The sequence below is a fragment of the Rhodococcus sp. ACT016 genome (assembly GCF_050477185.1).
In the GTDB taxonomy this organism is placed as follows: Bacteria; Actinomycetota; Actinomycetes; order Mycobacteriales; family Mycobacteriaceae; genus Prescottella.
Genome location: NZ_JBEAET010000001.1, coordinates 3485855 through 3499836, shown reverse-complemented (window position 1 = coordinate 3499836; position 13982 = coordinate 3485855). Strand labels below are relative to the sequence as shown.

Annotated in this window: 14 protein-coding genes; all 14 read left to right on the top strand. The window is 68.1% G+C overall.

The genetic code is table 11. The features are described 5' to 3' along the window. The first annotated feature begins 184 nt into the window (after positions 1-184). Positions 185-1567 carry a phosphomannomutase/phosphoglucomutase gene (locus ACQ5DX_RS16095; RefSeq protein WP_430333540.1) on the top strand — a complete coding sequence of 461 codons (1383 nt, stop codon included), beginning with the start codon at positions 185-187 and terminating at the stop codon, positions 1565-1567. Positions 1568-1648: 81 nt separating this feature from the next. After that, positions 1649-2788 carry a tobH protein gene (locus tag ACQ5DX_RS16090; RefSeq protein ID WP_430333539.1) on the top strand — a complete coding sequence of 380 codons (1140 nt, stop codon included), beginning with the start codon at positions 1649-1651 and terminating at the stop codon, positions 2786-2788. Further along, a complete protein-coding gene (gene manA, locus ACQ5DX_RS16085; protein WP_430333538.1) occupies positions 2788-4035 on the top strand; it encodes a mannose-6-phosphate isomerase, class I in 1248 nt (415 codons plus the stop codon). Before ACQ5DX_RS16090 ends, manA begins: the two co-directional genes overlap by 1 nt. A gap of 73 nt (positions 4036-4108) precedes the next feature. Then, entirely contained in the window at positions 4109-5029 is a 921-nt protein-coding gene (locus ACQ5DX_RS16080; RefSeq protein ID WP_430333537.1) for a cation diffusion facilitator family transporter, read from the top strand. Between the two features lie 75 nt (positions 5030-5104). Beyond that, positions 5105-6625, top strand: coding sequence for an amino acid permease (locus ACQ5DX_RS16075; protein ID WP_430333536.1), 1521 nt, complete (start codon positions 5105-5107; stop codon positions 6623-6625). Between the two features lie 108 nt (positions 6626-6733). After that, a complete protein-coding gene (locus tag ACQ5DX_RS16070) occupies positions 6734-7963 on the top strand; it encodes an alkane 1-monooxygenase (RefSeq protein ID WP_430333535.1) in 1230 nt (409 codons plus the stop codon). Further along, positions 7960-8121 carry a rubredoxin gene (locus ACQ5DX_RS16065; protein WP_430333534.1) on the top strand — a complete coding sequence of 54 codons (162 nt, stop codon included), beginning with the start codon at positions 7960-7962 and terminating at the stop codon, positions 8119-8121. Before ACQ5DX_RS16070 ends, ACQ5DX_RS16065 begins: the two co-directional genes overlap by 4 nt. Positions 8122-8143: 22 nt before the next feature. Beyond that, entirely contained in the window at positions 8144-8326 is a 183-nt protein-coding gene (locus ACQ5DX_RS16060) for a rubredoxin (RefSeq protein WP_005518720.1), read from the top strand. Positions 8327-8350: 24 nt separating this feature from the next. After that, positions 8351-8959 carry a TetR family transcriptional regulator gene (locus tag ACQ5DX_RS16055; protein WP_430333533.1) on the top strand — a complete coding sequence of 203 codons (609 nt, stop codon included), beginning with the start codon at positions 8351-8353 and terminating at the stop codon, positions 8957-8959. 76 nt (positions 8960-9035) lie between these two features. Then, complete coding sequence (gene ahcY / locus ACQ5DX_RS16050) at positions 9036-10514, top strand: adenosylhomocysteinase (protein ID WP_430333532.1); 1479 nt, start codon at positions 9036-9038, stop codon at positions 10512-10514. Between the two features lie 20 nt (positions 10515-10534). After that, a complete protein-coding gene (locus tag ACQ5DX_RS16045; RefSeq protein WP_430333531.1) occupies positions 10535-10675 on the top strand; it encodes a hypothetical protein in 141 nt (46 codons plus the stop codon). 59 nt (positions 10676-10734) lie between these two features. Further along, on the top strand, positions 10735-11394 hold the full coding sequence (locus tag ACQ5DX_RS16040) for a dTMP kinase (protein ID WP_430333530.1): 660 nt from the start codon (positions 10735-10737) through the stop codon (positions 11392-11394). A 76-nt stretch (positions 11395-11470) separates the two neighbouring features. After that, positions 11471-12148, top strand: coding sequence for an MtrAB system response regulator MtrA (mtrA, locus tag ACQ5DX_RS16035; RefSeq protein WP_005518730.1), 678 nt, complete (start codon positions 11471-11473; stop codon positions 12146-12148). Further along, positions 12145-13974, top strand: coding sequence for an MtrAB system histidine kinase MtrB (mtrB, locus tag ACQ5DX_RS16030; protein ID WP_430333529.1), 1830 nt, complete (start codon positions 12145-12147; stop codon positions 13972-13974). The genes mtrA and mtrB overlap by 4 nt, the downstream gene beginning before the upstream one ends. Positions 13975-13982: the final 8 nt, after the last annotated feature.

The window sequence follows — 13982 nt, the reverse complement described above, 5'->3', positions numbered from 1 at the left end:
AGAAATCTGGGCTCCTCACCTGCGGAAGTCCGGTCTGCGAAACCCGGCATTTCGCTCAGGAAGCGCAGTCGGGGCACTCACCACTAGGCTCGGTGGGACGCCTCGTCCGGTCCACCGGCCGGGGCGAACAATCGGTGGGACGAACATCGTCTGTCGCATCAACGAACAGCAGGAGTAACCAGCAGTGGCTCGATCCGTCGAATCCGTGAATGCCGTGATCAAGGCCTACGACGTGCGTGGTGTCGTGGGCGAACAGATCGATGCCGACTTCGTTCGCGACGTGGGTGCTTCGTTCGCACGACTGGTGCGTGACGAGCAGACCGGCGGCGAGCGTGTGACGCGGATCGCGATCGGTCACGACATGCGCGACTCGTCGCCCGAGCTGTCGCGGGCGTTCGCCGAGGGTGTGACGGCCCAGGGCCTCGACGTGGTCCACATCGGCCTGGCCTCCACCGACCAGCTGTACTTCGCGTCGGGCGTTCTCGACTGCCCGGGTGCGATGTTCACCGCCAGCCACAATCCGGCCAAGTACAACGGCATCAAGCTCTGCCGCGCCGGCGCCAAGCCGGTCGGTCAGGACACGGGTCTGGCCGTGATCGCGCGCGAGGTCGCCGAGGGTGTTCCCGCGCACGACGGCCCCGCTGGGACGACCAGCGAGGACGACGTGCTCGAGCAGTACGCGAGCTTCGTGCGCGGCCTCGTGAACCTGTCCGAGCTGCGCCCGCTGAAGATCGCCGTCGACGCGGGCAACGGCATGGGCGGGCACACCGTGCCGGCCGTGTTCGGCCCGATGCCGGTGACCGTGCTGCCGCTGTTCTTCGAGCTCGACGGCAGCTTCCCGAACCACGAGGCGAACCCGCTCGATCCGGCCAACCTGGTGGACCTGCAGAACTTCGTGCGCGAGACCGGTGCCGACATCGGTCTGGCTTTCGACGGTGACGCCGACCGCTGCTTCGTCGTCGATGAGAAGGGCAACCCGGTCTCGCCGTCGGCGGTGACCGCGCTGGTCGCGGACCGCGAGCTCGCGAAGGAGCCGGGCGGCACGATCATCCACAACCTGATCACGTCCCGCTTCGTCCCCGAACTGGTCGAGAAGCTTGGCGGCACTGCGGTGCGCACCCGCGTCGGGCACTCGTTCATCAAGCAGCAGATGGCCGAGACCGGCGCGGTCTTCGGCGGCGAGCACTCCGCGCACTACTACTTCCGTGACTTCTGGGGTGCCGACTCGGGCATGCTCGCGGCGCTGCACGTGCTCGCGGCCCTCGGTGAGCAGGATCGTCCGCTGTCGGAGCTCATGCAGTCGTACGAGGGCTACGCGGCGTCCGGCGAGATCAACTCCACCGTCGCCGATGCGGCCGAGCGGACGGCCGCGGTGGTCGATCTCTTCGCGGATCGGTCGGTGTCGGTCGACCGACTCGACGGTGTGACCGTCGATCTTCCGGATGGCGCCTGGTTCAACCTGCGCGCGTCCAACACCGAGCCCCTGCTGCGCCTGAACGTCGAGGCACGGACGCCGGCGGACGTCGAGGCGCTCGTCTCCGAGATCCTCGGAGCAGTGCGCGCTTAGTCGGGGAATTGCTGGGATACTCGAGTCACCTGAACTCGTCGGGGGGACAGGGAGTGGGAGAAAAAGGGAGGTGTGTCCGTGATGACAGCTCCGTCGTCTCTGCTCGACCTCGATGACGTCGATGCTCTGCTGGCCGCGGACGTCGACGGCTCGCTCCGGTTCGCGGCCCTCGGCGGCGCCCAGATCCGTGCCACCCAGTCGGCGGTGGAGGAGGACGGACTCGCGCGGCTGCACGGCCTGCAACCGCGCAGCGTCGTGCTCGTCACCGGCGAGGGCCCGGCCACCCGCGCCGCCGATCTGGTCACCGCCGCGGTCGGCAGCCGGATCGGCATCCCCCTTGTCGGGAGCGTGGACACCCCGCTGTGGGTGGGCCCGCTCGATGTCGTGGTGGTCGCCGGTGACGACGCCGGTGATCCGCGGCTGGTCGAGTCCGTCGACCGCGCGTTGCGGCGCGGCGCCGAGGTGATCGTCGCCGCCCCCGACGAGGGACCGCTGCGGGCCGCCGGCGCGGGTCGGGCGACGGTGCTCCCGCCCCGGGTCGCCGTTCCCGACCATCACGGATTGTTGCGCTACCTCGCGGTCTTCCTCGCAGTCCTGATCGCGATCGAGGCCGAGCGCACCGCGACGGTGTGCCCCGACCTGGGACGTCTCGCCGACGCCCTCGACGAGGAAGCGCTGCGCGACCACCCCCGCAACGAGGTCTTCCACAACCCGGCCAAGTCGCTCGCGGCGCGGATGCAGGGCCGACGCGTCGTCCTCGGTGGCGACACCCGCGCCACCACACACCTGGCACGTCACGGCAGCGAGGTCCTGCTGCGGAGCGGCGCCACCGTCGCCGCCGCCGCGGACCTGTCGGTCGTCGTCTCCGGCGCGCACCGCTTCGGTTCGACGGCCACATCGATGCCGCCGGACTACGACCCGTTCTTCCACGACGAGCAGCTCGACGGCCCGGTTCCCGGAATGCCGCTGCGCGTGTTCGTGTTCGCGGCGGAAGCGGACCGGCCCGTCGTCGAGCGTCGGGTGGCTTCCCTGCCCGACGTCGATGTCGTCGTGGCCGAGTCGGAACAGCCCGGACCGTCGGGACCGCCGGGTCCGCCAGGGTCTGGCGGACCGCTGCCGGCGGCACCGACCGCCGCGCGCACCGAGATCGAGCAGATCGCAGTTCTCGTCGGCCGCCTCGAGATGAGCGCGGCGTACCTACGTTTGATCGGTGGTAACTAGTGCGCCAACTCGAAGGTGCGCTCCGGTCCTATGCATGGGGGTCGCGGACCGCGCTCGCGGAGCTGTGCGGACGCCCGAGCCCGAGCGCACATCCGGAAGCGGAACTGTGGTTGGGGGCCCATCCCGGGGATCCTGCGCGGGTGATCGAGGACGACGGAGACCGGTCTCTGCGTGACGTGGTCGACGCCGCCCCCGAACGGGAGCTCGGCGAGCGGTCGATCGCCCAGTTCGGCGCACGGTTGCCGTTCCTGCTGAAGGTGCTGGCGGCGGAGGAGCCGCTGTCGCTGCAGGCGCACCCGAGCGCCGAGCAGGCAAATGAAGGCTTCGCCCGGGAGGAGGCGTCGGGAATCCCGGTCGACTCGGCCGAGCGGAACTACCGCGATGCGAGCCACAAGCCCGAACTGGTAGTGGCGCTCACCCGATTCGAGGCACTCGCAGGCTTCCGTGATCCGCACCGGACGGTGCGGTTCCTCGGGGCTCTGGCGGTGCCGGCGCTCGAACCGTACGTGGGTCTGCTTGCAGGGCAACCTGATTCGGGTGGGCTGCGCGCACTGTTCACCACGTGGATCACGTTGCCGGCGCAGGCGCTGGTAACGCTGCTCCCGGCGGTGCTCGACGGCTGCGTCGCCTACCTCTCGAACGCCGACACCGGTGGGATCGAGTTCGCGCAGGAGGCCCGGACCGCGCTCGAACTCGGCGAGGCCTACCCGGGGGACGCGGGCGTCCTGGCGTCGCTGCTGCTCAACCGGGTGACCCTCGAACCGGGGCAGGGCCTGTTCCTCGATGCCGGAAACCTTCACGCGTACCTCCACGGCACCGCCGTGGAGATCATGGCGAACTCCGACAACGTCCTGCGGGGAGGGCTCACCCCGAAGCATGTGGACGTCCCGGAGTTGTTGCGGGTCCTCGACTTCGACACCGTCGACGTCCCGGTCCTGACCGCGGTCGCGACGCGACGCGACGGCGAGGTCGTGTACGAGACGCCGGCGCCGGAGTTCAGCCTGTCGCGGATCGACCTCGACGCCTCCGGTGCCGGGGCGGGCGCCGCGACGACCTTCGAACCGGACGGCCCGCAGATCGTGCTGTGCACGTCGGGCGCGGCCAAGCTGGGGTGCGGATCGCAGTCGCTGATGCTCGAGCGTGGCGCGGCGGCGTGGATATCGGCCTCGGACAACGAGGTTCACATCCAGGCGTGCGCCGAGGACACCCAGTTGTTCCGGGCCGGAGTCGGGATCGTCGAAGCCTGACGCAGCGGTTCGCCCGGTGCCCGGGCGATCACGTAGCCTGTGAGCCGCTCGAATTCGACGAGAGGAGCGGCCGGTGTCGGCAAACGGGGGCAAGAAGGCGATCTTCGCGGCACTGACCGCGAACGCGGGCATCGCGGTAGCCAAGTTCACCGGCTTCCTCATCACCGGGTCGTCGTCGATGCTCGCGGAGTCGGTGCACTCGGTGGCCGACACGTCCAACCAGGGACTGCTGCTCTTCGGGCAGAACCGCGCCGAGAAGCAGGCCGACAAACTCCACCAGTTCGGGTACGGGCGCAACCGGTACTTCTACTCCTTCGTCGTGGCGCTGGTGCTGTTCACTCTCGGTTCGCTGTTCGCGATCTACGAGGGCGTGCACAAGATCCAGCATCCGGAGGAGCTGTCCTCGCCGATCGTGGCCGTCGTCATCCTGCTGGTCGCCATCGCGCTCGAGGGGTACAGCTTCGTCACCGCGCTCGGCGAATCGCGTCCGCTCAAGGGCAACGCCAGTTGGTGGGGCTTCATCCGCACGTCGCGCACGCCCGAGCTGCCGGTCGTCCTGCTCGAGGACACAGGCGCGCTGATCGGCCTCGTGCTCGCGCTCGGTGGTGTCGGGCTCACGATGCTCACCGGGGATCCGGTGTGGGACGGCGTCGGAACCCTGTGCATCGGTGTGCTGCTGGGCATCATCGCGATCGTCCTCATCGTGGAGATGAAGAGCCTGCTGATCGGTGAGGGCGCGACGCAGGACGAGGAGAACCGGATCCTGGACGCGCTCGTCGACGGCGTCCGCATCGATCGGGTGATCCACTGCCGCACGCAGTACCTCGGTCCCGAGGAGATTCTGGTGGCCGCCAAGGTGGGCATCGCCCCGGGCTCGGGGATCGAGGACGTCGCGACCGCGATCGACGAGGCCGAGGTCCGTATCCGCGACGCGGTCCCGGCGGCTCGGCTGATCTACATCGAACCCGATCTGTACCGCGCAACGGTGGAGTAGCCGTTTCGGAAACCGTGCTGACACCAGCCTCCCGGCATAGGCTGACGACCATCCCCACCTCCCGAGGAGGCAGTGATGGCGACACCGGACCGGAAGGCTGCGCCTGGGCGCTCCCGGAATGCTCGCTCAGGGCTGTTCCGCACCAAGTCGGTCGAACAATCGATCCTCGAGACGGACGAGCCCGAGACCAAGCTCCGTAAGGACCTCACCGCGTGGGACCTGACGGTGTTCGGTGTCGCGGTCGTGATCGGTGCCGGCATCTTCACCCTCACCGCGCGCACCGCCGGCAACATCGCCGGGCCGTCGGTGTCGCTGGCGTTCGCGTTCGCCGCGATCGCGTGTGCGCTCGCTGCGCTGTGCTACGCGGAGTTCGCCTCCACGGTCCCCGTCGCGGGTAGCGCGTACACGTTCTCGTACGCCACCTTCGGGGAGTTCGTCGCCTGGATCATCGGCTGGGACCTCATCCTCGAGTTCGCGCTCGCGGCATCGGTGGTGGCGAAGGGCTGGTCGTTGTATCTCGGTGAGGTGCTGGGCAGTTCGACCCCGGTGCTCCACATCGGATCCCACCAGATCGACTGGGGCGCCGTCCTGATCATCGTGATCATCACAGTGCTCCTGGCGACCGGCACCAAGCTGTCGTCCAGGGTCTCGGCGGTGATCACCGCGATCAAGGTCGCCGTGGTCCTGTTCGTCGTGGTGGTCGGCGCGTTCTTCATCAAGGCCGAGAACTACTCGCCGTACATTCCGCCGTCCCAGGCGGGGTCGACGGGGGAGGGCATCCACCAGTCGCTGTTCTCGTACGTCACCGGCGCGGGTGGCAGCACGTTCGGCTGGTACGGCCTGCTCGCCGCCGCCAGCCTGGTGTTCTTCGCGTTCATCGGTTTCGACGTCGTCGCGACCACCGCCGAGGAGACCAAGGATCCGCAGAAGGCGTTGCCCCGCGGCATTCTCGGCTCGCTCGCCATCGTGACCGTGCTGTACGTAGCGGTGTCGCTCGTGCTCACCGGGATGGTGAACTACACCGAGTTGGCCGGCGACAACTCGACGCTCGCGACCGCGTTCGCGATCAACGGAATGGACTGGGCGAAGAACCTCATCTCGTTCGGTGCACTCGCGGGCCTCACCACCGTCGTCATGGTGCTGATGCTCGGACAGACCCGGGTGCTGTTCGCGATGGCGCGCGACGGCCTCATGCCGAGGTCGCTGGCGCCGACCGGTAAGCACGGGACTCCGGTGCGCATCACCGTCCTGGTCGGTGTCGTCGTCGCCGTCCTGGCGGCGATCTTCCCGATCGGGACGCTGGAGGAGATGGTCAACATCGGCACGCTGTTCGCCTTCGTGTTGGTGTCGATCGGTGTCGTGGTGCTGCGCCGGACGCGGCCCGACCTCCCGCGCGGGTTCCGGGTGCCGCTCGTGCCGCTGGTGCCGATCCTCGCGGTCCTGGCCTGTGTGTGGCTGATGATCAACCTCTCGGTCGAGACATGGCTGCGCTTCGTGGTGTGGATGGCCATCGGCGTCGTCGTCTACTTCGCCTACAGCCGGCGGCATTCGATGCTCGGGATCCGCGCACGGGCGGAGGCACGCGGCGACGGCTAACAACTTTACAAATCCATTCATTTGTCTAGACGACGTACGCATAGCCGCGTATCGTCCAGTTCACAGTGATGCCGCTCATAGTCGAGCGGGTTCGTGGAAGGGACGACGATGGCAGCCGATGTGGGGGAACCGACCGTCGACACTCCGGTGTGGCGGGACAAGAAGCGCTACCTGTGGTTGCTGGGGCTGATCCCGCCGACCGCGATCTTTCTCGCGCTCGGGCTGGTGTGGCTCACCAATCGGCTGGGGCTCGAAGCGATCTCGCCGGTGTGGTGGTGGATCGGACCGCTGCTCGTGTACGGGTTGCTGCCGATACTCGACCTCTGGTTCGGCTCCGACGGGCAGAACCCGCCCGACGAGGTCATGGAGCAACTCGAGAACGACCGCTACTACCGCTGGTGCACGTACGCCTACATCCCGTTCCAGCTCCTGACCCTGGTGGCTGCGTGCTACCTGTGGTCGGCCGACGACCTGAGTTGGCTCGGGATCGACGGCGGCCTCGGCGTGGTCTCGAAGATCGGCCTCGCGTTCAGCGTGGGTTGCGTCGCAGGCATCGGTATCAACACCGCGCACGAACTGGGGCACAAGAAGGACGATCTCGAGCGCTGGCTGTCCAAGGTCACGCTGGCGCAATCCTTCTACGGCCACTTCTACATCGAGCACAACCGCGGTCACCACGTGCGGGTCGCGACGCCGGAGGATCCGGCGAGCTCGCGCTTCGGGGAGAGCTTCTGGACGTTCCTGCCGCGCAGCGTGTGGGGGAGCCTGCGCTCGTCGTGGCACCTCGAGAAGGCTCGGCTGGAGCGGTTGGGCAAGGGTCCGTGGACGATTCGCAACGACGTGTTGAACGCGTGGCTGATGTCGGTCGCGCTGTTCGGTGCGCTGATCGCGGTGTTCGGTTGGGCGGTGGCGCCGTACCTGGTGTTGCAGGCCGTGTTCGGTTTCACGCTCCTCGAGACAGTGAACTATCTCGAGCACTACGGACTGCTGCGGCAGCGGACGGATCGGGGGCGCTACGAGCGCTGCACGCCGGCGCACAGCTGGAACAGCGACCACATCTGCACCAACATCTTCCTGTACCACCTGCAGCGGCACAGTGACCACCACGCGAACCCGACGCGGCGCTATCAGACGTTGCGCAGCATGGACATTGCGCCGAACCTGCCGAGCGGATACGCCAGCATGATCATGCTCGCGTACGTGCCCCCGCTGTGGCGCGCCGTGATGGACAAGCGGGTCCTCGCGCACTACGACGGCGACATCACGAAGGTGAATCTGCAGCCGCGCAAGCGGGAGAAGCTGCTCGCGGCGTACGGGACTGGAGGAGGAACGGCATGAGTGCGTATCGGTGTCCGGTGTGCGAGTACGTGTTCGACGAGTCCGCCGGCGCTCCTCGGGAGGGGTTCCCGGCCGGTACGGCGTGGGGGTCGGTGCCGGACGACTGGTGCTGCCCCGACTGCGGGGTCAGGGAGAAGATCGATTTCGAACCCGTGTGATGCGGGAACTGGGACGGTGATCATGAAGGACTACAAGCTCTATCAGTGCGCGCAGTGCGGATTCGAGTACGACGAGGAACTCGGCTGGCCGGACGAAGGCATCGCCCCGGGTACCCGGTGGGAGGACATTCCCGACGACTGGCGGTGCCCCGACTGCGGTGCAGCCAAGGAGGACTTCTTCATGGTGGAGGTCGAGCGCAGTTGAGGGGGAGTCTCTAGGCTCGACGCCATGAGCGAGTCACGGTCCCGGATGCCCTACCCGGAGGCGTCACGGCTGCTGCTGCGGGAGTCGATCCTCGGTGCCGTCCGTGACCTCCTGCTCGAGCGGGACTGGTCGGCGGTGACGATGACGGATGTCGCGGCCGCGGTAGGGGTCAGCCGGCAGACGCTGTACAACGAGTTCGGCAGCCGGCAGGGGCTCGCCGAGGGCTATGCGCTTCGCCTCGTCGACCAGTTCGTCGACGCCGTCTCGGCGGCCGTCTACGCGCACGTCGGCGACGCGCGGGCGGCCCTCGTCGACGGATTCACCGTGTTCTTCCAGGCCAGCGCGGCCGATCCGCTCGTGGGCTCGCTGCGCAGCGGCGAGGCGAAACCGGACCTGCTGCGCATCGTCACGACCGACAGCGCCCCGCTCGTCGAGCGCGCGTCGGCGCGGCTGGCGGAGACGTTCCGGCTCAGTTGGGTCCAGGCCTCCGACACGGATTCGATGATCCTGAGCCACGGTGTCGTACGGGTCGCGCTCAGCTACATCTCGATGCCACCGACATCGGATCGTGACGATGCGCAGGAATTGGCGGCGCTTTTGTCGCCGTTCGTCGATGTCGTGACACGGGTGTGAGGGGCTGCCCGTCCCCGGCGGGGACCGTCACCCGATAGCCTGGGTGTCATCCCAGACGGTTAACAGGAGAGGCAGTATGACGACCTCAGTTTCATCGGGTCCGGTGGCAGAGCGCCGCAACGGTATCGACTTCAAGGTGGCGGATCTGTCGCTCGCGGAGTTCGGTCGCAAGGAGATCCGTCTCGCCGAGCACGAGATGCCCGGCCTGATGGAGCTCCGCCGTGAGTACGCGGAGGTTCTGCCGCTGAAGGGCGCTCGCATCTCGGGCTCGCTCCACATGACCATCCAGACGGCGGTCCTCATCGAGACCCTCGTCGCGCTCGGTGCCGAAGTTCGATGGGCGTCGTGCAACATCTTCTCGACGCAGGACCACGCGGCGGCGGCCATCGTCGTCGGCCCGCACGGCACGCCGGAGGAGCCGCAGGGCGTTCCGGTCTTCGCGTGGAAGGGCGAGACCCTCGAGGAGTACTGGTGGGCCGCCGACCAGATGCTGACGTGGCCGGGTGCGCCCGCCAACATGATCCTCGACGACGGTGGCGACGCCACGATGCTGGTGCTGCGCGGCGCGCAGTACGAGAAGGCCGGCGTCGTCCCGCCCACCGACGACGAGCACGACTCGGACGAGTACAAGGTGTTCCTCGCGCTGCTGCGCAAGTCGCTCGAGGCCGACGGCGGCAAGTGGACCGCGATCGCCGAGTCGGTCAAGGGCGTCACCGAGGAGACCACGACGGGCGTTCTGCGCCTGTACCAGTTCGCCGCCGCAGGTGAGCTCGTGTTCCCGGCGATCAACGTCAACGACTCGGTCACCAAGAGCAAGTTCGACAACAAGTACGGCACGCGCCACTCGCTGCTCGACGGCATCAACCGCGGCACCGACGTGCTGATCGGCGGCAAGGCTGCACTGGTGTGCGGCTACGGCGACGTCGGCAAGGGCTGCGCCGAGGCGCTTCGCGGACAGGGTGCGCGCGTCACGGTCACCGAGATCGATCCGATCAACGCGCTGCAGGCCATGATGGACGGCTTCGACGTCAAGACGGTCGAGGAGTTCATCGGTCAGGCCGACATCGTCGTCACCGCGACCGGCAACAAGGACATCATCTCCTTCGCGCACATGAAGCAGATGAAGCACCAGGCGATCCTGGGTAACATCGGCCACTTCGACAACGAGATCGACATGGCGACGCTCGAGCGCTCGCCGGAGGTCACGCGGATCAACATCAAGCCGCAGGTCGACGAGTTCCGCTTCGCCGACGGCCACTCGATCATCGTGCTGTCGGAGGGTCGCCTGCTGAACCTCGGCAACGCGACCGGCCACCCGTCGTTCGTGATGTCGAACTCGTTCGCGAACCAGACGATCGCGCAGATCGAGCTGTTCACCAAGAACGACGAGTACGACAACGAGGTGTACCGCCTGCCGAAGCACCTCGACGAGAAGGTCGCCCGCATCCACGTGGAGGCGCTCGGCGGCTCGATCACGAAGCTGAGCAAGGACCAGGCCGAGTACATCGGCGTCGACGTCGAGGGCCCGTACAAGCCCGAGCACTACCGCTACTGATCCACTGCGATCGGCTCTCCGTGGCCGGGGACGGTTTCGACCGTCCCCGGCCACGGCCGTATCCGGGGCGAAATGGGAAACGCCTGCTCTTCCACGACGATCCGGGCAAGCACCTCGCCGTGATCGTCGAGGGCGGCGACGGCGTCGAGAACGCGCTGTGACAGCCCTCCCACACAGCGGTCACACGGTCGACTCCCGAGCACCGATAGGCTCGGCGCTCGTGGGAACTCTGATCGCTCTGGAAGGGCTCGACGGCGCAGGCAAGCGCACTCTGGTCGGCAAGGTCGTGGCGCGACTCGAGCAGCGGGGCCTGCGGGTCGCGACGCTCGACTTCCCCCGGTACGGCGCGTCGATCCACGCGGACCTCGCGTCGGAGGCGCTCAAGGGAGCCCACGGTGACCTCAGCGAGTCGGTTCACGCGATGGCCGTCATGTTCGCGCTCGACCGGGCCGGGGCCGCGGACCGGCTGCGTGACCTCGTCGCGGCGCACGATCTGGTGATCCTGGACCGGTACGTCGCGTCCAACGCCGCGTACGGCGCGGCCCGGCTGCACCAGCATGCCGACGGCGAGTTCGCGGCGTGGATCGAGGACCTCGAGTTCGGTCGGCTCGGGCTGCCGCGTCCGGATCTGCAGCTGTACCTGGACGTGCCGGTCGCGCTCGCGGAGGAGCGGGCCCGCCGGCGCGAGGCCGAGGACAGTGCGCGCGCCCTCGACGCGTACGAGAAGGACAGCGGACTGCAGGCCCGCACGGGTGCGGTGTATCGCGAGTTGGCCGCGGCGGACTGGAACTCGCCGTGGTGGTCGGTCGCGCCTGCCGCCGATCCGGGCATTCTGGCCGATAAACTGGCACTCTTGCAGCAGCAGGACGGCACGCCGTAGCAACATCGGGCGGCACGCCGTAGGAGTGAACGCTCCTTTCCACATTTCGCAGCCTCGAAGATGTAACGATAGGGATATGAAGCCAAGGATTCTGGTTGTCGACGATGACACAGCGCTCGCCGAGATGCTCACCATCGTGCTCCGCGGTGAGGGATTCGAGCCTTACGTGGTGGGCGACGGCAGCCAGGCATTGACGGCAGTTCGTGAGACACGACCCGACCTGGTGCTCCTGGACCTCATGCTGCCGGGCATGAACGGCATCGACGTGTGCCGCGTGCTGCGCGCCGAGTCGGGCGTCCCGATCGTGATGCTCACCGCGAAGACGGACACCGTCGACGTGGTCCTGGGTCTCGAGTCCGGCGCCGACGACTACATCATGAAGCCGTTCAAGCCGAAGGAATTGGTGGCTCGGGTGCGGGCGCGGCTGCGCCGCACCGAGGAGGAGCCCGCCGAGGTCCTCAGCATCGGCGACATCATGATCGACGTGCCGGCGCACAAGGTGACGCGGGACAACGCGCTCATCTCGCTCACGCCGCTCGAGTTCGACCTGCTGGTCGCGCTCGCGCGCAAGCCGCGTCAGGTGTTCACCCGTGAGGTGCTTCTCGAGCAGGTGTGGGGATACCGGCACGCCGCCGACACCCGACTGGTCAACGTGCACGTGCAGCGACTGCGCGCCAAGGTCGAGAAGGATCCTGAGAATCCCGAGGTGGTGCTGACGGTGAGGGGCGTCGGCTACAAGGCCGGACCGCCGTGATCGGTGCCGGCCGGAAGCGGCGGCGAGTCAACAGGCTGTTCTCGCCGCTGATCCGCTGGTGTCGGGCGTGGGGCAACTCGTTGGCCCACGTCTGGCGTCGGTCACTCCAGCTTCGGGTCGTCGTGTCGACCCTGTCGCTGTCCCTGATCGTGATCACGATTCTGGGCGTGGTCCTCACGAGCCAGATCACCGATCGGCTGCTCGAGGCGAAGATCACCGCTGCCACCGAGGAGATGGACCGTGCCCGCAGCACGGTCGAGGCGCAGCTCGCCGGCGCGGACGACAGCGGATCTCTGAAGGTACGCCTGGACGCGGCCCGGCTGGCGCTGACCAACCGGGAGTCCGACGGTGGCCAGTCCGCAGGTTCCGCAGGTACCTTCGATCCGGTGCTCATCGTCCCCGGTGACGGACCCCGTGAACCCACGTCCAGCGGGCCCGCGGATCAGATCCCGACCAGTCTGCGGGATTTCGTGCGCGCGAACCAGATCAGCTACCAGTTCGCGACGGTGGCCGATCCGAACGGGTACTCCGGGCCGGCCCTGATCATCGGCAGCCCCACCTCGTCGGACATCTCGACGCTCGAGCTGTACCTGGTGTTCCCCCTGGCCAGCGAGGATCGCAGCCTCTCCCTGGTGCGGGGCACGCTGCTGATCGGCGGCGCGGTGCTGGCGGTGCTGCTCGCCGCCATCTCGATGCTCGTCGCACGTCAGGTCGTGTTGCCGATCCGCTCGGCGTCGCGGATCGCGGTGCGGTTCGCGGACGGCCGGCTCAAGGAGCGCATGCCGGTGCGCGGTGAGGACGACATGGCGCGGCTGGCGATGTCGTTCAACGAGATGGCCGAGAGCCTGTCCAAGCAGATCACGCAGCTCGAGGAGTTCGGCAATCTGCAGAAGCGGTTCACCTCCGACGTGAGCCACGAGCTGCGGACGCCGCTCACGACCGTGCGTATGGCCGCCGACCTCATCCACGACAGCAGCGACGACCTCGACCCCGTGCTGAAGCGCTCGTCCGAGCTGCTGGTCGCGGAGCTCGACCGGTTCGAGAGCCTGCTGGGTGACCTGCTTGAGATCTCCCGCCACGACGCGGGTGTCGCGGAACTGGCCGCCGAGCAGCTGGACCTGCGGATGTGTGCCCGCGCCGCGGTTTCGACGGTGCGGCACCTGGCGAAGGAGACGTCGACCGAGCTCATCGTCGACCTGCCCGAGGAGGCAGTGGTCGCGGAGGTGGACCCCCGTCGCGTCGAGCGCATCCTGCGCAATCTGCTGGCGAACGCGATCGACCACGGCGAGGGCAAGCCCGTGCTGTTGCGGCTGCGGGCGGACGACGACGCCGCGGCCTTCATCGTGCGCGACCAGGGTGTCGGTCTGCGTCCGGGGGAGGAGAAGCTGGTGTTCAACCGATTCTGGCGGTCCGATCCCTCCCGCGTGCGCCGCTCGGGCGGTACCGGGCTGGGCCTGGCGATCAGCGTCGAGGACGCGAATCTGCACAACGGCATGCTCGAGGCGTGGGGCGAGCCCGGCCACGGCGCGTGCTTCCGGCTGACCTTGCCGCGGGTGCGTGGACGCAAGGTCACCCGGAGTCCGCTGCCGCTCAAGCCGGGCGGAGGCAAGCTGGTCCAGGGCACTCCACTGCCCGGCACGAAGGCGGAGGCCGCGCTGCGCGCGGAACCGGGCGCACCCGAGCCCAAGATCCCCGACGCCGCCCCTCCGACGACCGGGCCGTCTACGCCGACCGTGCCCTCCGCGCCCGCCGAGGCGACGTCGAGCGTCGCTCCCGATCCCGACGATTCGCCGACCGTTCCGAGGGTGCGGGAGCGCGAGTCGTGAGCGATAAG

Excerpts from the sequence above, each read along its gene's own strand:
- ACQ5DX_RS16090 (WP_430333539.1), top strand. The coding sequence starts at position 1,649 with ATGACAGCTCCGTCGTCTCTGCTCGACCTCGATGACGTCGATGCTCTG.
- ACQ5DX_RS16075 (WP_430333536.1), top strand. The coding sequence starts at position 5,105 with ATGGCGACACCGGACCGGAAGGCTGCGCCTGGGCGCTCCCGGAATGCT.
- ACQ5DX_RS16070 (WP_430333535.1), top strand. The coding sequence starts at position 6,734 with ATGGCAGCCGATGTGGGGGAACCGACCGTCGACACTCCGGTGTGGCGG.
- ACQ5DX_RS16065 (WP_430333534.1), top strand. The coding sequence starts at position 7,960 with ATGAGTGCGTATCGGTGTCCGGTGTGCGAGTACGTGTTCGACGAGTCC.
- ACQ5DX_RS16060 (WP_005518720.1), top strand. The coding sequence starts at position 8,144 with ATGAAGGACTACAAGCTCTATCAGTGCGCGCAGTGCGGATTCGAGTAC.
- ACQ5DX_RS16055 (WP_430333533.1), top strand. The coding sequence starts at position 8,351 with ATGAGCGAGTCACGGTCCCGGATGCCCTACCCGGAGGCGTCACGGCTG.
- ahcY (WP_430333532.1), top strand. The coding sequence starts at position 9,036 with ATGACGACCTCAGTTTCATCGGGTCCGGTGGCAGAGCGCCGCAACGGT.
- mtrA (WP_005518730.1), top strand. The coding sequence starts at position 11,471 with ATGAAGCCAAGGATTCTGGTTGTCGACGATGACACAGCGCTCGCCGAG.